The following is a 19,960-nucleotide window of genomic DNA, read 5'->3' as shown; positions in this document are numbered from 1 at the left end:
AACCGGCCAGGCGCTGACAGCAATAATTTCAGGGTTGCGGTACAGGACCGGTACTTTTCCTCACTATCAGCTTATGGGGCAGAATATTCATCAGTTCTGCCGGCCTGTTACCGTCAATTAAATCCAGCAGAATATGAGCAATCTTTTCGCCAATTTCTTCCATTGGCTGGGCAATGGTCGTAAGCGGCGGCGCGCAATATTCGCCTAAAGCAATACCGTCTACACTGATAATGGATACATCGTCGGGTATGCAATATTCCAGTTCCCTTAAAGCATGCATTGCGCCGATGGCGGCGAGATCTCCGAAGCAGAAAATGGCGGTAGGCCGGTTGCGCTGCTGCATCAGACGGTGTACGCCTTCGACCCCCGACTGACTGGAAAAATCACCGTGGTACAGCAGGCGCCCGTCAACCGGAATGCCGGCCTGCTTCATCGCATCACGAAAGCCGGTTTCTCTCAAACGGGAACTGTTAATAGAATCAGGGCCGGCAATGATCCCGATCTGACGGTGACCCAGCCGGAGTAAGTGTTCCGTGGCTTCTACGCCGATACGGTAATTGTCTACGCCTACCTTAGGGATCCCGCCAATTTCAGTAAATTCAGATGCGTTTACCAGCGGAGGAAGTTGTTCTTCCACGGGCAATGACGGGTCTATGTCGAAGGGGATACGGCTGGAATTCGTGATGATGCCGTCCACCTGACGGGTCTTCACCATACCTGCGAAGGTTTTTTCCAGTACCGGGTTGTCCTGCGTATCGTTCAGGATCACTGAATAACCCCGCCGGTGAGCAACGTTCTCGATACTGCGGATAACCGGAGAAAAATAGGGATTGGTAATATCCGGCAGCATAATGGCGATATTGCGCGACTTTCCCTGACGCAATCCGGCAGCCAGTTTGTTCGGTGTGTAACCCATTTCCGAGACGACGGCGAGCACCTTATTACGGGTGGCTTCACTTACACGCTCCGGTGTATTTAATGCCCGTGACACCGTCGCTTTGCAGACGCCGGCTTTGCTGGCGATATCACTCATTGCCAGTTCTTTATGGCCACTTTTCGACAGGGCCGGCAAACGTTTATTCATGAGCCTGATCCTCTTTGTTCTGCGGGTTGTCGGGATAAGGAAAAACCGGCTGATACTGAGCTTTTGTGTATTTCAGCACGTAATATTTTTCAGTGAGTTTGGCAGTTCGGGACAGTAAAGGCAATAAAAGTAATGGAAATCGGTTTCATTATTTGTTTTTTAATTCTTTAAATTAATGTAAATCAATAGCTTGCTTTGAATTCTCTGCTTTATCACACTATGTCATGATATCCGCACTCTCCGGCAATGCTTAGTGCCCGCCTGTCTTTTCCTTCCAACCTGTCTGTTTTATGAACCTCTCTATTACCTCATCCGTATTAACATTTTTGTAAAGGTCATATTTATGTAAGTTTATGTATTTTAATATTTAAATCGGGTTTTTAGGTTATTTTAGTGAACCGGATTTGTTAATTTTTTGTATTTGACTTTAGACTAAAGGCTAATGTAGATTTGGATCCCAGACGCCGGATCGTATCCTTTTCACCTGGTTTTCATTGGATCTATCCGGCGTTTTATTGGTTTGTTGATGAAATCGGTTTCCATAGAGTGGTAGTTGTGCAATCAGGGAAAGCGTATCGACAGTGACATGACCAGGCTGAGCAAAAATGGACAGAGATCCTCCGCTCAGTGAGCGTTACCGGCAACAGGTCATAACAGATGGATCGTGGATATGAAGCCGGCCACTATTTTATGGAGAGACACAATGAAGAAGACACCACACTGGCTGAAGCGCAGCGCCCTGACTATTGCCATCGCTTCAGCGGGGATCAGCAGTTTTCCGGCACTGGCACAGATTGAAGGAGCCACTCTGCGGGGTAAAGTAGAGAGCACCACCGAATCGTTGGCCGGCAAGAAGGTCATGGCCCGTGATACCAAACGGGGATATGTCAGTGAAACCACTACCCGTGAAGACGGCTCCTATGTGTTTGTTGGTCTGAAACCCGGTACTTATCAGGTTATCGTGGACGGTGATGTTGAAGAAATCACTCTTCGCGTAGGGCAGACAGCGCGACTGAATTTTGATGTGGCAGCCAGCGGAGATGACAATATGGAAGTCATCACGGTGTCCGGTACCCGCATTGAGGCATTCTCCGGAGGAGAAATCGGCACCAATATCACCCCTGAAATGATGATGCGCCTGCCACAGAATAACCGTAACTTTCTGGCCTTTGCCGATCTTGCCCCTGGCGTGCAGGTAAATACCTCGTCAGACGGCAGCGTGAGTCTGCGCGGCGGGGCTCAGCATCAGCGCAGTGTTAACGTGTTTCTTGATGGGGTGAGCCAGAAAGATTATGTCCTTAAAGGCGGTGTCACCGGTCAGGACTCCAGCCGGGGAAATCCGTTCCCGCAAAGTGCCATTGGCGAATACAAGGTGATTACGCAAAACTACAAAGCCGAGTATGACCAGGTCGGCAGTACAGCCATTACCGCCGTCACCCGTTCGGGCACCAACGAATTTGAAGGTGATTTCTTTGTCGACTACACCGATGAAGGACTCCGTGAGGCTGAACCAAACGAAACGCAGGGGAAAACCCGCTCACTCATCCGTCACGCCGGTGCAACCTTTGCCGGCCCCATTATCAGAGATCAGTTGCACTTTTTAGCATCTTACGAGAAGAAAACCATTGCCCAGCCTCAGGATGTGATCGGTGGAGAAGGGGTTAACTTTGTCACTTTGCCTGATGAATACGCATCTCAGATCGGCCGTTTTGCTTCTGATTTTGAGGAAGATCTGTTTTTCGGCAAAATTGACTGGATGATCAATGCTGACCAGGCGCTGGAATTGTCCGTGAAATTACGGGATGAAAGTGATGTATCCGGATTTGGCGGCGCCAATGCCTATGAATACGGTGTTGACCGCGAGGTAAAGGACCACCGTTATCACATGAAATATACCTACACAGCAGATGCCTGGCAGAACGAATTCCGACTGACTTATGAAGATGCTGCCTGGAACCCCCGTGCTTTCACTGATGAACCCGGCATGCGTTTAGTGACCGCAGCGCAGCAGTCGATCATCAACGTCGGCGGCGGGCAGGACTATCAGGAAAAAGGTCAGAAAGGGTGGGGGATCCAAAACGATTTCACCTGGCTTGATCTGGACTGGCACGGTTATCACGTGATTAAAGCCGGCTTTAAATACAAAGACATCGAATTACGCACCATACAGCAACAGCCAATTAATCCGCAGTATTACTACAACGTTGAATTCAATAGTCAGGGCAGCTTCGACATCGTGCAGCCCTATCGCGTGCAGTGGGGGATCCCGGCAGACGATTCAGTGGGCGGTGCTGTAGAAGCGAAAAACCGTCAGTTCGGTATTTATATTCAGGATGACTGGGAAGTTACTGACAGGTTAACGCTGAACATCGGGATCCGCTGGGATTACGAAGAAACCCCAAGCTACAAAGACTATCAGACGCCGGATGAATTAGTCGATGCCTTAAGGGGTTGGGAGAACATTCAGAACGCCAATTTTGATATTGAAAATTACATCAGTACCGGCAGCGAGAGAGAATACTTCACCGGTGCATGGCAGCCCCGTCTCGGTTTCAGTTATGTGATGGACGAAGACCGTAACCATATGCTGTTCGGTGGCTATGGCCGTTCCTATGATCGTAATCAGTTCGATTTTATGCAGCTGGAACAAAGCTCCGGTTCGTTTGCTACGGCGGAATACTTCTTTCAGGGTGACAGTGCTAATCAGTGTGATGCTTCATCGTCAAATTGTGTGGCATGGGACCCGGTTTATCTCACGCAGGCTGGGCTGGATTCTTTAATCAGCAGCACAGAGGTGAGGGGCAGCCGTCATCTGTTGCCTAACGATTTAAAGATGCCGTACTCCGATCAAATGAGTTTAGGTGTACGCAGTGTGCTCGGTGACTGGAACTCAGAAATCAGTATTGCCAGAACGGTGAGTAAAAATGGCTTTAACTGGCTGCTGGGCAACCGCTTGCCAGACGGCGAATTTTTTCAACCCGGCACCAACTGGGGCTCACCCTGGGGATACGGTATTCCGGGCTGGGGCAGTCTGATCATCGGAACTAACGACGGTGAAACCCGCGCGAATAACCTCTACTTTAAACTGAACCGTTCTCATAAAGACGGCTGGGGCGTGAACATCGCTTACACCTTCACTGATGCGGAAGAAAACCGTGTTTACAGTGAAGTCTATGCTTTTGACTATGAGTCAGTCAGCGATTACGGCTGGAACAAGTCTGTAGGCGTGCCTGATCACCGGGTTGTGCTTACCGGTTCTTACGACTTACCCTGGAATGTGGCGCTCACTGCCAAATACACCTGGTCTTCTGAAACTATTTATCAATACACCCTGTGTGATGAAAATGACCAGTGTGCTTTCCGCCGGGCAGAGCCACCGGCCAGTGACTATTCACGCTTTGATCTGGCACTGAGTAAAGACTTCCCGACAGATTATATCAGTGAGAACTCCGTCGCCTGGATTCGTTTTGATGTTCAGAACCTGTTTAACGAAAATAACTACAACACGTTCTATCTGAATCCTGATGAAAGTAACTTCCAGCAGCCGAATATGACTGCGGCAACTAACGGCGGAAAACGTCAGTTGAAGCTGTCAGCAGGCTGGCGCTTCTGATGTAACAACGCAAACATCAGATATTTTAATTCAAAACGGGGCAGCATGACTGCCCCGACTTTATCAATAAAAAACATGACCTTAATCAGAGGCCAGACAGCATGAACAGTAAACGCTTTTCCGGCGCAATTTTCGCCATTATCACTTTATTTAATCTGCCCGTATTCGCTGCCGGATGGCAGATAACCGGTTACGACAGTCACGTAGAACTGAACTGGGAATCATTGCATGAAGAAGGTACCCGCTATCGTGTTCAGGTAACGCAGGACGGCAAGAACTGGCACACGCGACTGGAAACGAACAGTGCATTTGCCATGGATTTTGTCCGTGATCTGGGCACTAATCTGACCTTGCAATACCGGCTTATGGAAGTAAACGGCGATACAGAAACAGAACTGGCGTCAGGAGAAGCCAAAACCCGCGATTTTACCGATGATGAGCTGCTGGATATGGTGCAGCGTTATACTTTCCGCTATTTCTGGGACCATGCTGAACCTTCCAGTGGCATGGCGCGGGAACGCATCCCCTTCATGGACCAGGATGGTGACATCGTGACAACCGGTGGTACAGGGTTTGGTATTGCTGCCATCATCACTGCTGCGGAACGGGGTTGGGTAACCCGCAAGGCGGCTGTGGCGAGACTGAACAAAATGACAGACCACCTGGAACAGTTCGAGCGTTTCAAGGGCATGTGGGCACACTGGTATACCGCAGATGATTTGAATGCTTTTAACTTCAGTAAATACGATGATGGCGGCGATATTGTTGAATCCGCATTTATGATGCAGGGTCTGCTGACTGCCCGTCAGTATTTCAACGGCGATGATAAAGAAGAGCAGCGTTTACGTAATCGCATTACTGCATTGTGGGAAGACATGGACTGGGAATGGTATACACAGGGCAAAGATATTCTGTACTGGCACTGGTCGGAAAATTACGGCTGGAAAATGAATCACCCTATCAAAGGCTACAATGAGGCGCTGATTGTCTACATTCTTGCTGCGTCATCCCCGACTAATGCTATTTCCGCTGAACCTTACCACGAAGGCTGGGGGGGCTGGGAAGTCAAAGAATTCAGAAACTACTCAACCTATTATGGTATGACATTACCGCTGGGTAATAAAGTGAACATGGGGGGCCCTCTGTTCTTTGCTCATTATAGCTTCATGGGGCTGGATCCGAGAGGCTTGCGTGATCGCTACACGAATTACTGGGAGCAAAACAAACGCCATACACTGATAAACCGTGCGTACTGTATTGATAATCCCTTTGGCTGGCAGGGCTATGGTGAAGATCTCTGGGGGCTGACAGCCGGTGATATGGTGCCGGTGGGTTATACGGCACATGCACCGGGCGCTGAACGGGATCACGGCACTATTTCGCCAACGGCCGCCTTATCCTCTATGCCGTATACACCGGCTGAGTCGATGAAAGTACTGAAAAACCTTTACCGTAACCATGGCCGCCACATGTTTGGCCGGATGGGCTTTTTCGACGGCATTAATTTAAGTGTGTCAGACAATCCGGAAACCCAGGTAAGAAATACCTATCTGGCCATCGATCAGGGGCCTATTGTAGGTATGATAGAAAACTACCGGACAGCTCTGTTGTGGAACACTTTTATGAAGGATAAAGATGTTCAGCGGGGACTGAAAAAGCTGGGCTTTACTATCGACCATAAAGTACAGTCGAACATTCAGTCCATTGGACACTAACAGGGAAAAAGATGATGGGAAGATTGGCTAAGTTTTCAATCAGTGCTGTGGCATTGAGTGTTCTGCTGGTAGGGTGTACCACTCACAATACGCCTGTTGTTCAGGCGCCAAAAAAAACTGCGGCAGAGAATGTGAGTGCACAGGAGTCCGCCGCCGGGGAAGTCTGGCGACAGTATTATGAAGCCAATGTTTTTGACAGCGGAAGCACAAAAACACCTTATCAGATGATGTTGCCGGAACAATTTGATCCGCAAAAAAACTATCCGGTGGTGCTTTTTCTGCATGGTGCCGGAGAGCGTGGCAACGACAATCAGGCGCAGTTGAACAACGGCGGTAAATTGTTTGCAGAGCACCGCAGCGACTTTCCCGCCATCGTTATTTTCCCTCAGGCGCCTGCAGAAGATTACTGGGCCGCTGCCATCGCTGACCGCAGTCAGTTACCCTTTAGTTTTGACTATCCGTATACCGGCGAAAATGACGTGCCGGCCACCGACGCGCTTAAAGGCGTCATGGCGATAACTGACTGGTTGTCAGAGCAGCCTTTCGTGGATACATCCCGCATGTATTTGATGGGATTGTCTATGGGGGGCATGGGCAGCTATGAGCTGTTAGCCAGAAAGCCTGACACCTTCGCTGCCGCAGTGATAATTTGTGGCGGTGCAAATGCTGAACTTGCCGGTAATATCCGTTCTGATCTTCCCGTCTGGGCATTCCATGGCGATGTGGATCAGGTGGTGATCCCCGAATATAACATTCGCATGGTGGAAGGGCTAAAGGCACAGGGCAATCCGGTCAAATTCACCACCTACCCGGGCGTGAATCATAACAGCTGGGATCCGGCTCTGGCAGAACCCGGACTACTGCCATGGTTGTTTTCACAGAAGAAATAAAATGCCGGTGTGTCCGGCTCAACATCCGCCGGTGATCAGGTCAATCACCGGCTTTCTCAGGTATACTTACATTTTACCAAACTGTTCGTAGTTCTCATGCCAGCTCAGGGCTTCGCCGAGAATGTGAGGGGTATGCATACCGCGGGCGCTGGCACAGGCTCTTTCGAAATAGTCGTGCAGTCTGTCGCGGTAGTCCGGATGGGCACATTTATCGATGATGACTTTTGCCCGCTGACGGGGTGACAGGCCCCGTAAATCAGCCAGACCCTGCTCGGTAACAATGACTTTTACATCGTGTTCGGTGTGATCCACATGAGACACTATAGGTACGATAGAGGATATTGCGCCGTTTTTAGCGGTGGACGGGGTGACAAAAATAGACAGGTATCCGTTACGGGCGAAGTCGCCTGAGCCACCAATACCATTCATCATTCTGGTGCCCATCACATGAGTGGAATTCACATTCCCGTAGATATCTGCTTCCAGTAAGCCGTTCATGGCAATGACGCCCAGACGGCGGGCGATCTCAGGGTGATTACTGATATCCTGCTGGCGGAGAATGATTTTCTCGCGGTAAAAATCCATGTTTTTATTCAGCTCGTCCAGCGCTGTGGGGCTGAGTGAAAATGCTGTGGCCGAGGCTACTGATAACGTACCTGACTTGAGCATTTTTAGCATGCCGTCCTGAATCACTTCCGTGTACGCTGTCAGGTTTTTATAGCCGCCGGTATCCAGGCCTTCCAGTACGGCATTGGGAATGTTGCCCACGCCTGATTGCAATGGCAGCAGTTCTTTGGGTAAGCGGCCTTTCTGAATTTCAAAGCGGAAAAAATCGAGAATATGGTCAGCAATCTGTCTTGAGCAGGCGTCCGGCGGCGTAAATGGACTGTTCCTGTCAGGGGCAGAGGTTTCTACGATGGCAAGGATCTTCTCCGGGGGAATAGTAAAATACGCATCGCCGATACGGTCATCGGCTTTGGTTAACATGATGGGCTTGCGGTTTGGCGGTAAGGCGGTGCCGTAATAAATATCATGCATGCCTTCCAGTTTCAGACTTTGTCCGCTGTTCACTTCCAGAATGATCTTGTCAGCCTGTTCAATCCAGGTTTTGTTGTTACCAATTGAAGATGAAGGCACTAACCGGCCATCCTCATGAATAGCCGTCACTTCAATAACAGCAATGTCCAGTTTGCCCAGAAAGCCTGACCAGGCGTATTGGGAAACTTCAGACAGGTGAATATCGATGTAATGCATCTGACCATTATTGATTTGCTTGCGGCAAACAGGGTCGGACTGGAAGGGCAAGCGCATGTTAATACCATCCACGGCTGCCAGCGCACCATCAAGCTCAGGCGCTGTTGAGGCACCGGTCCACAAATTGATTTGGAAATGATTGCCTGCCTGACGTTGTGTTTCTGCACGTTTAGCCAGGGCACCCGGCAGGGCTTTTGGGTAACCGGCGCCGGTAAAACCGCTCATACCTACTGTGTCACCGTCATTGATGAATGCAGCAGCCTGTTCAGCACTCATCACTTTATTTTTTAATTGCGGACACAAAATTCTGGATTCAGAAAACATGATCACTCCGGTAAATCGCTTTTCATAAAAGATTCCAATGCGATAGTAAAAAGAAGAGGGGAAGCAGCAATTGAACAAGAAAGCCCGCTGCTAAAAAATACAGCAATGACTTTACATCGAATTAACGGGAACGGAATAAGACGTCAGTTGTATACGGGCAATTTTACCAACAAAAACCGGTTTCAGGCCTTTGTTGGTAAGGGTTTGTGAAGCATAGCTGGAAGACAATTTCAGCTCATGTTTAATAAAGGGCTACGTTTCATCGCACCGGTTGATCTTGCCTCACTCCGCTGAGTACCAATCTTGTACTTATGATTTTTTTGCCCTTCTTCCAAACGGGCAAGCCTGAGCGACATACGCCGGGCGATAATCTGAAAGAGGAGTAAATCATGGCAAACGTATTTATTGTTGGTGCAGCAGGTAAAGTGGGTTCACGTTTAGTGAAGCGGTTAAGTGACACCGACCATCAGGTCACGGCCATGCACCGGAAGCCGGAACAAAGCGACAGCCTGACCGGGCTGGGAGGGAAACCCTGTCTTCTTAGCATTACAGATGCCAGCGTCGACAGCTTAGCTACAGCAATGAAAGGCGCTGATACCGTGGTGTTCTCCGCCGGTGCCGGTGGTGCCAGTGTGGAGTTAACGAATGCCGTAGACGGTGAGGGACTGGAAAAGTCGGTAGATGCCGCGCAGGCTGCCGGTGTGAAGCGTTTCATTCTTGTGTCGGTATTCCCGGATGCCGGCCGGGGCAAACATATATCAGAAACCTTTGAAAACTACATGCGGGTGAAGCGTCTGGCGGATGTTTACTTAGCGCAAAGTAAGCTGGACTGGGTCATCCTCCGGCCGGGCACGCTTACGCTGGAAGAGGGAACCGGAAAGGTAAATGCCGGACTCGCCATTAAATATGGTGATATTTCAAGAGATGATGTGGCTGAAACGTTGCTGGCTATTATCGAAAACGAGGGGATCAGCCGTAAAATTATCGAGCTGACTGAAGGTGAAACTCCGGTCAGGGAAGCCATCGCGTTGGTTCCGGACTGATTACGGATACTAAGTAGTAAATTATGCTGGCACTCTGCACCTGTGCAGCAATGCACAGGTGCAGAGAATACAGCATCAGCGTTTAATTACTCTGCAATGATGGCGTCGAAGCCGGCTTTAGAGGCGGCTACAGCGTCCATAGGAGAAAGTCCGTCAGGATAGACTTCCTGTTCAATGACAATCCATTCAGCACCACCATCTAACACTGTTGCACGGTAAATCGCAGACCAGCTTATGTCGTCTTTGCCGATAATGGGCAGCAAGTCACTGTCTTCCAGTACATCGGATTTAAAGTGAGTGGTTAATGTTCTGCCGGGATAGCGACGAACGAAAGCAATGGGATCTTTGTCAGCGTGTACTGTCCAGCCCACATCCTGCTGCAAAATGACTGACTCAGGCGTATGACTGGCTATATAGTCGAAATAGCTGGTATCGCCGTAATCAGCCCATTCCTGAGCATGGTTATGAAAACCAACCTTCATGCCATAAGGTGCCAGCGCTTCAGATAAATCAGTAAGTTCCGCAGCGAATGCTTTAACATCATCACCGTTAAATGCGCGGTCATCCCAGGGAATGATCAGAGCATCAATACCCAGCGCCTGATAAAACTCAACGGTGTCTTCCAGGTTATCCGTTAACTGCGGAGTTTGTACGTGTGCACCACTGGCCGTTAAACCAATGGAAGACAGATACGCTTTTAAGCCGGCAGGATCTTCTGCGTAGGGGCCGAAGTCGCCTGCGAATTCAACACCGTCAAAACCAAGAGCTGCAAGCTTTTCCAGCGTGCCTTTAAAGTCGTCTTTTAATGCGTCTTTTACCGACCACAGTTGCACGCTGATTTGCGGAGCAACAAAAGCTTGTTCTGTCTCCGGGGCTGCTACCTGTGCAGCCGGTTCAGATGCAGTTTGCGTGTTCTGAGCGGGTTGTTCACTGCAACCACCCAGCAATGCTGTTGCGCCAAGGCCAATAGCCAGAGCGACAGGAGAGAGTCGCTTCATTGTTTTAGTCATCATAGTCGTCCTGATTTGAATTCTTTTACTGCGTAATCAACTGCTCTGGCAGTAATTGCCATAAAGGTTAACGAGGGATTTCCCACGCCAGTAGAACAGAAACTGGCACCGTCTGTCACAAATAAATTCGGTACGTCATGAGCCTGGTTATAGCCGTTTAAAATAGAATCTTTCGGGTCCCGGCCCATTCTGGCTGTTCCCACTTCGTGAATAGCCAGGCCCGGCGCCTGACCCAGAATACGCTGTTCAATATTATTGAAGCCGGCTTTTTCCATCATCGAAGAGGCCACTTCCAGCGCACTTTGCATCATGGCATTTTCGTTATCTGACCACTTGCAGTTAATATTTAACTGGGGAATACCCCATTTGTCTTTTTTGGAACTGTGCAGCGCCACCTGATTATCGTGACGGGGAAGCATTTCTCCCTGAGCCTGCAGGCCAATTCCCCAGCCGCCAGGATTGTGTAACAGTGATTTAAAGGACTTCCCAAAGCCATCCATACTGCCCATCGATTGCCAGTCAGCCCGTGATGCACTGCCAGCTAACGCATAACCCCGTTTGAAGTCTTTGTGGTAGCGCCGGGGTTCATAATGGAAGTTAGGAATATACAGCGATGCCGGTCTTCGGCCGGAATAATATTCTTCCTCATAGCCGTCAATGCTGGCGGTCACCAGTGCATTGTAATTGTGGTCCATCAGATAATGGCCAAGTACGCCGGAGCTGTTAGCAATACCGTTGGGGAATTGTTTAGATGTGCTGTTCAGCATGATCTGAGTGGTCCCCAGAGTGGAAGCACATAAGAACACCACTTTGGCGTAATATTCCCGCTGTTTCAGGGTATCGTTGTCGATAACACGTACACCCTTCACGCGATTAGTTTTCTCATCATAGATGAGGCTTTCCACCACGCTGTTTGGCGCAATGTACAGATTACCTGTTCTGGCTGCAGCGGGCAGGGTAGCGCTTTGTGTTGAGAAGTAAGCACCCAGCGAGCAGCCTTTCTGACATTCGTTTCTGGCCATGCACTGTGCACGGCCCATCTCCAGATGGATTTTCTTCGGCTTGGTTAAATGGGCGCAACGGCTGATGATGACAGGTTTATCCGGCTCCGCTTCCGCCATTTTTGCGGTGAAATCCAGCTCGGGTTTTGTCATTTCAAACGGCGGTAAAAATACGCTGTCCGGCAATTGTGGCAGGTTGGCCGCAGCCCCGCTGATCCCCACGAACCTTTCTACATACTCATACCAGGGCGCTAAATCCTTGTAGCGGATGGGCCAGTCATTGCCGTGGCCATCTTTCTTATTTGCTTCAAAGTCGAAGGCACTCATACGGTATGACTGACGGTGCCAGAGTAACGATTTACCCCCCAGCTGATTCGCTCTGATCCAGCTGAAATCCGTCCCTTCCTCTGTACTGTAAGGATAATCTTTATCGTTACCAAAGAAGTGTTTTGTCCCGTCATGGAAGGCGTAACACTGCTTTTGAATTTTGTATTGCTCATCAGTAAGTTCTTTTGCCACCTTGGTACGGTTGGCATATTCCCAGGGCGGTACGGCTTCTGAGATATAGTCTTTGCGGTGTTCAACAACACGGCCACGCTCTATCATAAGCGTTTTCATGCCTTTTTCGGTCAGCTCTTTCGCCGCCCAGCCTCCGGTCACGCCTGAACCAATTACGATGGCATCATAAACTTCTGAAGATTCATCTATATACATTTCTTTGTTCATTTCGGTACTTCCGGCTAGTAATAAGCTTTAGAGCTGTAAGCGCTGCCCACAGAGGCGAGAGGCACTGAGCCTTTAAAACCCCCGGGTACAGGCAGGTAAGTCAGTTCTTTTGTCGCGCCCGGCTGAGATGTGTAATAACCAAACACGATCAGGCTTTTAAGAAACTTGAACGTGCCCTTTTGAGCGGCAGAAAAGGGGGCTTCTGCTTTCTCCAGGGCAGTTAACAAGCGCAATTGGGACGCTTCGTTCAAGAGGGAAAACTGTTTAGCGCCAAAGGATGTGGCGTTCTTATCAATGCTGGCAAGCAGTGCGAGAGCTGACTGCTGTTCCTCTTCGCCGTACACCACACTTAACTGATGATCGATAAAGTGGTGACACATGACCTCAGCAGCACCGGGTGTGCTGGTTTGAGGAATAGTCAGCGCGCAAATACGGCGCAGGGTTTCTAATGCATTGACGCTCAATATTGCCGGTAAAGCCGCAGTGGCATCGCCTCTGAAGTGTTGAGCGGCAGCGATGGCATTGCCGCTTAGCAGGGATGCTGCGCCAATGCCCCCTACAGCGGTAAGTGTTTTAAGAAGTTGTCTTCGATTCATCATGGGTCTTGAAAATCCAACTGGTATCCGGAACGTTTTATTTTTGTGATGCTGTGTAAATTGATTTAACAATTTGCGGTGTACCTTAGCGTATTTGTGTAACCGGTTTCAATGATTTCTGTGTTTTGTTGTTAGGTTTAATTTTAAATTATTGAATAATAGCTGTTTATTAGTTTTTGGTGCGGTTTTTGTTGCTGATAACGGTTTCTTAAACTGAATAGCGTTCCGTGGTTTCATCTGAAAAATAAAACCATTCATCGTGAAGTTTATCAGGCTTAATCCGCCATTTGGAGGCATGAAAAACCACCTTTTTAATAAGACTGATTTTGGTTAAGTTTAAGAATTATATGGTTTTTTGAATTATGTTAATTACGTGAGTATACTGCCTGCAATTTAGGTTGTGCTGTAAAATTGCTGTTATTGAAAAGTAAGTTTTAATGTAATAGATTGCCTCTGCCTGAAAACGGTTACATTACGGGTGTGGTATCGGGAGGACACGAAATTGCACCCTTTTTAAGAAAATTTTTTCGCAATTAGGGACCAGAGATGAAAGAGACATTTGCCGGAAAACATGGCGTGAAACGTTCGGTGTTGGCATTGTGCGTACTAGCGGCCATCCAACCTGTAACAGCCTTCGCACAAGAGACAGAAGTACCTGATGACAGTGATATCGAAGTGATTAACGTCAGCGGTATCCGGGGCTCTCAGGAAGCTTCCATTTTCAACAAACGAACGGCAGCCACTGTTGTAGACTCTATTGCTGCAACAGATATCGGTAAACTGCCGGATGTAACAATTTCAGACTCTTTGCAGCGTATTTCCGGTGTGCAAATTCGCCGTACTGCGGGTGAGGGTGGTTCACTCAATATCCGGGGATTACCTCAGGTAGTCACTCAGCTGAACGGTGAACAGTATCTTGGTGCAAACTCTGTTGTATCCACTCAACCTAACTTCAGCGATATCCCGTCACCTCTGTTCCGTGGTGCTGATGTATTTAAAAATGCCACAGCCAATCTGGGCAATGCCGGTATCACCGGTACTGTTAACTTAAAAACTTATCGTCCGTTTGATTTTGAAGAAGGCTCTACCTTCAGCGGTGCAGCAGAAATGCAACGTGGCGATGAAACTAAAAAGAACGATCCTAATTTATCTGCATTGTATAACTGGCAGAACGGCGATGTGGGTTTCATGATCTCCGGTACCTACGCCAATGTGAATCTGGCTAACTCGTATAATGGTATCAATACCGGCAGCCCGGGCGATGCCGGCTGGACCGACCGCACCAGTGCTGCGGAAGTTGGCGTGGACGGCCGTGATGGCCGCGTTATCTTAGGTTCACAAGGTTTTTCTGCCTGGAATCAGGGCACTGAACGTGAGCGTCTGGGTCTGAATACATCCATGCAGGTAGATTTGGGTGAAGGTTTTGTTTTCACCGCAGATGTGTTCTATACCGAGCAGGAAGAATACAACCGTAAAGTCGGTTTAAGTGCGACCAACAAGTGGGGCCCCCGCGGCTGGTTTACGCCAACACAGGAGCGTGCCACCGGTGCAATGATTGATGGCGGCGAAATGTATTCCTGGCAAACGGCTGAGCTGTATCCGTCACGTCTGAAGTCATTCACTCAGAATGATGTGTACAACAACAGTTCTACCAACATTAACCTGCAATTAGATTACGATAACGGCGGCGCATTCAGTGGTCAGTTCCGTGCAATTATCGGACGTGCCTCCCAGGAACACCGTCACGGTTATAACGAAGGCGATATGACCAACGGGTCAACCACGCTGGGTCGTACAACTAACCTGGTTCCGTCTGACAAGTGCGGACCCGATGATGTGGTTGTGGGCGATGACGGCGGCTGTCTGCAAGCTATTAATGCTATGGGCTACAGCGAAAATCCGCATCTGACTTATGACACTACCGGTGAGCACCCTGTGTGGAGCGGCTTTGACCGTTCACTGACCGGCGGCCTGGGCGACGGTGCGACTATTGCCGATTACATGGGCAATTTGTCCAGCTACAACATTGGCGCTTTCAGCTCTGAGAACAATGAAAACTCAGAAGGCGACATCAACGCCTTTAGCATGAAAGGCAAATATTTGTTCGACAGCGGTTACGTGACCAGCATCGAAGGCGGTATCCGCTATGGTAAACGCAGCGCAGACTACGAGCGTTATCACCTGTTTTCACCGGTACAAACCGCCGGCTGTATGGCACAGTGGAAAGCGACAGACGTATTGCTGAATGCTGATGCGCCAGCGTGTTCAGACGGCGAGATGGTAAACGGCGAATTCATGCCTTATGCCGCTCTGGAAAGCATTCCTCTTGATCAGTACAACAACGTGGTACAGGTCACAGACTTCGGCCCTGTTTCCGGTATTCCTGCAATCTGGGCGGTTGATCCTGCAGATTACGATGATCCTGAAGCCTTCCATAACCGCGTTTTCGGTGAATCGGTAAAACAAATCGTTCCCGGTTCCAGCTTCAGCGCTGATGTGGCTGAGCTAAGCTACTTCCTGCAGGCAAACTTCGAAGGCATGGACGGCTTGCTGACCGGTAACGTGGGTATTCGTGTTATCGAAACTGACCTTACTGTGAAGCAGAACATTGCCGGTGATAACCTGCCTTACAGTGGTACCGCTATTGATACCGGCGATGTGGTTTCAAGCCGTGACTATACTGATGTGTTACCAACTCTGAACCTGTCTTACAGCATCACGGACAATGTAATTGCACGTTTTGCTTATTCAGAAAACATGACACCGCTTAACCTGAATCAGTACGGTGAAGGTTTAACGTTAAGCAATGCGTTAGATTCAGTAGAAGGCAGCCCGACACAAGGTCAGTTCATTGTGACCGGTGGTAGCCTGGCGGGTAATCCGCAGCTTGATCCATGGCGCTCGACTAACTACGACGTGTCGTTAGAATGGTATCCCGGTCAGGCCAGTATGGTATCTGCTGCACTATTCCGTGTTGAAATTGACAGTTTCACTGTGAACCAGACGGTAGACATGGAAATGCCGGATGCCGACGGAATAGTACGTCGCAGCGTACCAATCACTACGCTGGTTCAGGGTGACGGTGGTACGCTGGAAGGTTTTGAAATCGGTGCGAAAATCGCGTTCAGTGACTTCATCGAAGGTGAGTCTCTGTTAGCCAGCTTCGGTATGGATACTAACTTCACTTATTCACCCAGTGAAGGTTCCGGTACTGACATTTACGGCGAAGAGAATATGTTTAACGACAACTCTGAGCGTCAGTTTAACGTTATCGGCTGGTATCAGGGCGACCGTTTTGAAGCACGTATTGCTTACAACTACCGCAGCGAACGCTTAGCCGGTCAGGGTGGTTGGGGAGCTTTGAACCTTTATCAGGCCCCGACATCTTATGTGGACATTTCTGCCAGCTACGACATTGATGAGAACTTCTCTGTCTATGCGCAGGGCTCGAACATCACTGGCGAGTACGAAGATTATTACCTGCAATGGGAAGATCAGTACGCCTTCCAGAACTACTATGAAACCCGCTACATCGTGGGCGTAAGAGCGAAGTTCTGAGCTTAAGCAGAAAGTCGTGAAGCGGGGGTACGAATAGTACCCCCGATGTTTTACACTGCATGAATTATTAAAAAAGCGTGAAGGGAGTTTGTTGAATTCCCTTACCATTCCAGCGTAGAAAGTATCGACTATGGCCACTATCCGTGATGTTTCCAGAGAGTCAGGCTTATCAATAGCCACCGTTTCAAGAGCTATCAGTAACCCTGAAATGGTCTCAAAGCAAAGTCTCCGCCGTGTGAATCAGGCGATAGAGAAATTGCAGTACCGGCCAAATCTCACCTCTCAAAAATTTCGCTTACAGCGCACTAACACCATTGTAGTGCTGGTACCTAATATCGCTAATCTGTTCTTCGCGCAGTTAATCAGTGGCGTTGAAGATACGGCTGCAAAGCATGGTTTTAATGTGTTGCTCGGTGATACCCGTGACAGTGCCAGCCGGGAGCAGGAATTTATTCAACTGGTGGAAACCCGTCAGGCGGACGGATTAATTCAGCTGACTCCCCACAATGACAAAGCTGTTTTGCCTATTAAAGATGTAAAAGCCGTGAATGCGGCTGGCTGTGCCGGTACCCCTTACTATTCTGTTCGCATCGACAATGAAGAAGCCGCTGCCAAAATGGTGACGTATCTGATCAGTCAGGGCCACCGCCGCATCGGTATGATTTCCGGCCTGAAAGACAACCTTCACTCCATGGCCAGGCAGGATGGCTATAAACAGGCGCTGGAAAATGCGGGCATTGCCTTTGATGAAGAGCTGGTGGTTGAAGGCGACTTTTCGTTCTGGTCCGGATTTAATGCAGTGAAGCATTTCGTCAACATGGACGAGCGGCCTACGGCGCTTTTCTGTGCCAACGATGAAATGGCAATCGGAGCACTCAAAGGCTTAAAAGAGAAAGGTCTGAAAGTACCCGATGACATTTCTGTCACCGGATTTGACGATCTGGATATGGCCAATTACTGCGATCCTCCATTGACCACCATCAGGCAGCCTGCTGTGAGAATGGGGGAAGAAGCTGCCGAATTGCTGTTCCGCATAATTGAAGGTGAACAGCCGAAACTTACCGAATACATTTTACCGTTTGAAATCATTATCCGGGAAAGCACGCGGGCTGTTAAATAGCACTCTTCTTGCTGCGTGCACGCCGGTTTACCTCAGGAAATTAAAATGAAAAAAAGCCTTTTGTGCATGACACTGTCCATTGTCATGTCAGTGCACGCATCCGCAGCAGAAATAGCGACGTTATTTACTGATCACATGGTGTTACAGCGTGACAAACCGGTCAATCTGTGGGGCACAGGTGCGCCCGGCGAAACTGTCCGTGTTGTGATAAATAACGTGGAACAAACCACAACGGTAACTGCTTCCGGGAACTGGACCGTTTCGTTACCGGCACAAGCAAAAGGCGGCCCCTATACCCTTTCTGTGCAGGGCGATAATACCTCGTCATTTGATGATGTGTGGTACGGCGATGTGTGGATTGCCGCCGGGCAATCCAACATGGAATGGGATTTAAAAGACCACGTTACAGGTAATGAAAAAGCACTGGCTGAAGCCGGTAATGCACGCATTCGCCTTTATGATGTGCCAAATACCCTGTCGCCGGAAGTGCAGACCACATTGCCTGAGAGCAAGTGGCAGGTCGCCAATGCCAGCACCGCCGGTGCATCCTCTGCCGTGGCCTGGTTTTTTGCTGAAAAAGTCTCATCAGAAGAAGATGTAATGGTGGGCATTATTGAAAGTAACTGGGGCGGCACACCGGCAGAAGCCTGGATTGATTTGGCGACGGTTGAAACTGTGCCCGGCTACCGGGAACAGGCTGAAGCAGTAAAGCGCAACCCTGACTGGGCAAAAACGCTGCGTGACAACGACACGCGAAATACCGAAAAGTGGCGCCGCATCGACAGTGAAGCCGTAGCATTGGCTACCGGTGCGGCTGAGGTTGATTATGATGACAGTCAATGGCCTGAAGTCACCCTGCCGAACAGTACACCGTTTACTGAATTTACCTGGTTGCGGCATACCTTCACGCTTACAGATGATGATATGTCGAAATCTGTCACGATTAATGTGGGTGACATTGTTCAGAACGCTTTTGTGTTTATTAACGGTCACGTGATTGCGAAAGAAGACTGGCGCAATGGTGATTCACTGCATCACCTGCCAGAAAAGTGGCTGCGGCGGGGAAAAAACGTATTCGCTATCCGGGTGACGAACGACTGGGACAACAAAGCCTATGTGGGCCGGCCGGCACAAATCTGGCGCGAAGTCGGCTCTGAGAAAGTTGATATATCCGGACAATGGCGGGGCACTAATACCATTGAGCCCCCTGTTCCTGAGGTTGAAAACTACACCTTCACTCCCGGTTTTTTGTATAACGCGATGATAAATCCCTTGCTACCTTACCGGGTAAAAGGCGTTATCTGGTATCAGGGCGAAAGCAATGTCGATCGTCAGGAATACTACGCAGACTTATTTAAAACACTGATCAGGACATGGCGCAAAAAGGCGGATGACGGCACATTGCCATTCCTGTTTGTGCAGCTTTCAGCATTTTTGAAACCACAGGCCTTACAGCCCGACAGTGCATGGGCTTACCTGCGGGATGCACAAAAAGAGACGTTATCTCTGCCGGATACTGGCATGGCTGTGTCCATTGATGTGGGTAATCCGGACGACATTCATCCTAAAAACAAGCGGCCTGTGGGCGAGAGGTTATGGCGTCAGGCGGCCCGGCAGGCGTACGGCCATCAGGATATCGTAACGTCAGGGCCGGACTTTTCAGGTATGGATATTAAAGGCGATAAAGTGACGTTACGTTTCAGTAATGCTGAGGGCCTGACAACAACAGAAGGTAACGCACCTGCAGGCTTTATTATCGCCGGTGAAGATAAGCGGTTCTTTCTTGCTGACGCGGAACTGGACGGTGAGAAGATTATATTAACTAATGCGAATGTGAAGAAACCTGTTGCCGTGCGCTATGCCTGGGCTGATTATCCGGTCGTGAATCTGGTGAACGGGGAAGGCTTACCCGCAGTACCCTTCAGAACGGACAACTGGACCGCTTCATCGGTAACCGCAGGGCAGTAGCGTCACACCGTTTGACGGGTTACATTCGTTAATACATTGTTTATTGACGACAACCGGT

Annotated in this window: 12 protein-coding genes; 7 read left to right on the top strand and 5 right to left on the bottom strand. The window is 49.3% G+C overall.

Features of this window, described 5'->3' with window-relative positions:
- Positions 1-28: 28 nt before the first annotated feature.
- Positions 29-1,084, bottom strand: a complete 1,056-nt coding sequence (locus ACXAGC_RS06210) for a LacI family DNA-binding transcriptional regulator (protein WP_474843340.1) — start codon at positions 1,082-1,084, stop codon at positions 29-31.
- Between the two features lie 703 nt (positions 1,085-1,787).
- Here ACXAGC_RS06210 and ACXAGC_RS06205 point away from each other — a divergent pair.
- The 3 genes from ACXAGC_RS06205 to ACXAGC_RS06195 all read left to right on the top strand — a co-directional run bounded on the left by ACXAGC_RS06205 (position 1,788) and on the right by ACXAGC_RS06195 (position 7,302).
- Positions 1,788-4,697, top strand: coding sequence for a TonB-dependent receptor domain-containing protein (locus ACXAGC_RS06205; RefSeq protein ID WP_474843338.1), 2,910 nt, complete (start codon positions 1,788-1,790; stop codon positions 4,695-4,697).
- A gap of 101 nt (positions 4,698-4,798) precedes the next feature.
- Positions 4,799-6,412 (top strand): glucoamylase family protein, encoded by a 1,614-nt coding sequence (locus ACXAGC_RS06200; RefSeq protein ID WP_474843336.1) that lies wholly within the window; start codon positions 4,799-4,801, stop codon positions 6,410-6,412.
- An 11-nt stretch (positions 6,413-6,423) separates the two neighbouring features.
- Positions 6,424-7,302 (top strand): carboxylesterase family protein, encoded by an 879-nt coding sequence (locus ACXAGC_RS06195; protein WP_474843334.1) that lies wholly within the window; start codon positions 6,424-6,426, stop codon positions 7,300-7,302.
- A gap of 66 nt (positions 7,303-7,368) precedes the next feature.
- On the opposite strand, the gene ACXAGC_RS06190 is transcribed toward ACXAGC_RS06195, so the two are convergent.
- Complete coding sequence (locus ACXAGC_RS06190; protein ID WP_474843332.1) at positions 7,369-8,880, bottom strand: acetyl-CoA hydrolase/transferase family protein; 1,512 nt, start codon at positions 8,878-8,880, stop codon at positions 7,369-7,371.
- A gap of 389 nt (positions 8,881-9,269) precedes the next feature.
- Between ACXAGC_RS06190 and ACXAGC_RS06185 the strand changes: the two genes are divergently transcribed.
- On the top strand, positions 9,270-9,923 hold the full coding sequence (locus tag ACXAGC_RS06185) for an SDR family oxidoreductase (RefSeq protein ID WP_474843330.1): 654 nt from the start codon (positions 9,270-9,272) through the stop codon (positions 9,921-9,923).
- Between the two features lie 86 nt (positions 9,924-10,009).
- On the opposite strand, the gene ACXAGC_RS06180 is transcribed toward ACXAGC_RS06185, so the two are convergent.
- The 3 genes from ACXAGC_RS06180 to ACXAGC_RS06170 are packed head-to-tail and all read right to left on the bottom strand — an operon-like array spanning position 10,010 to position 13,259.
- Entirely contained in the window at positions 10,010-10,936 is a 927-nt protein-coding gene (locus ACXAGC_RS06180; protein ID WP_474843328.1) for a sugar phosphate isomerase/epimerase family protein, read from the bottom strand.
- Entirely contained in the window at positions 10,933-12,660 is a 1,728-nt protein-coding gene (locus tag ACXAGC_RS06175; protein ID WP_474843326.1) for a GMC oxidoreductase, read from the bottom strand. Before ACXAGC_RS06175 ends, ACXAGC_RS06180 begins: the two co-directional genes overlap by 4 nt.
- Before the next feature lie 14 nt (positions 12,661-12,674).
- Positions 12,675-13,259 (bottom strand): gluconate 2-dehydrogenase subunit 3 family protein, encoded by a 585-nt coding sequence (locus ACXAGC_RS06170; protein WP_474843324.1) that lies wholly within the window; start codon positions 13,257-13,259, stop codon positions 12,675-12,677.
- Between the two features lie 543 nt (positions 13,260-13,802).
- Between ACXAGC_RS06170 and ACXAGC_RS06165 the strand changes: the two genes are divergently transcribed.
- The 3 genes from ACXAGC_RS06165 to ACXAGC_RS06155 all read left to right on the top strand — a co-directional run bounded on the left by ACXAGC_RS06165 (position 13,803) and on the right by ACXAGC_RS06155 (position 19,902).
- Entirely contained in the window at positions 13,803-16,814 is a 3,012-nt protein-coding gene (locus tag ACXAGC_RS06165) for a TonB-dependent receptor (protein ID WP_474843322.1), read from the top strand.
- Positions 16,815-16,944: 130 nt separating this feature from the next.
- Positions 16,945-17,934, top strand: a complete 990-nt coding sequence (locus ACXAGC_RS06160; protein WP_474843320.1) for a LacI family DNA-binding transcriptional regulator — start codon at positions 16,945-16,947, stop codon at positions 17,932-17,934.
- 45 nt (positions 17,935-17,979) lie between these two features.
- Positions 17,980-19,902: a sialate O-acetylesterase gene (locus ACXAGC_RS06155; protein ID WP_474843318.1), complete on the top strand. Its 1,923-nt coding sequence runs from the start codon at positions 17,980-17,982 to the stop codon at positions 19,900-19,902.
- Positions 19,903-19,960: the final 58 nt, after the last annotated feature.

The sequence above is a fragment of the Alteromonas sp. AWJ4_197 genome (assembly GCF_056160285.1).
This window is presented reverse-complemented; position numbering and strand designations above follow the sequence as displayed.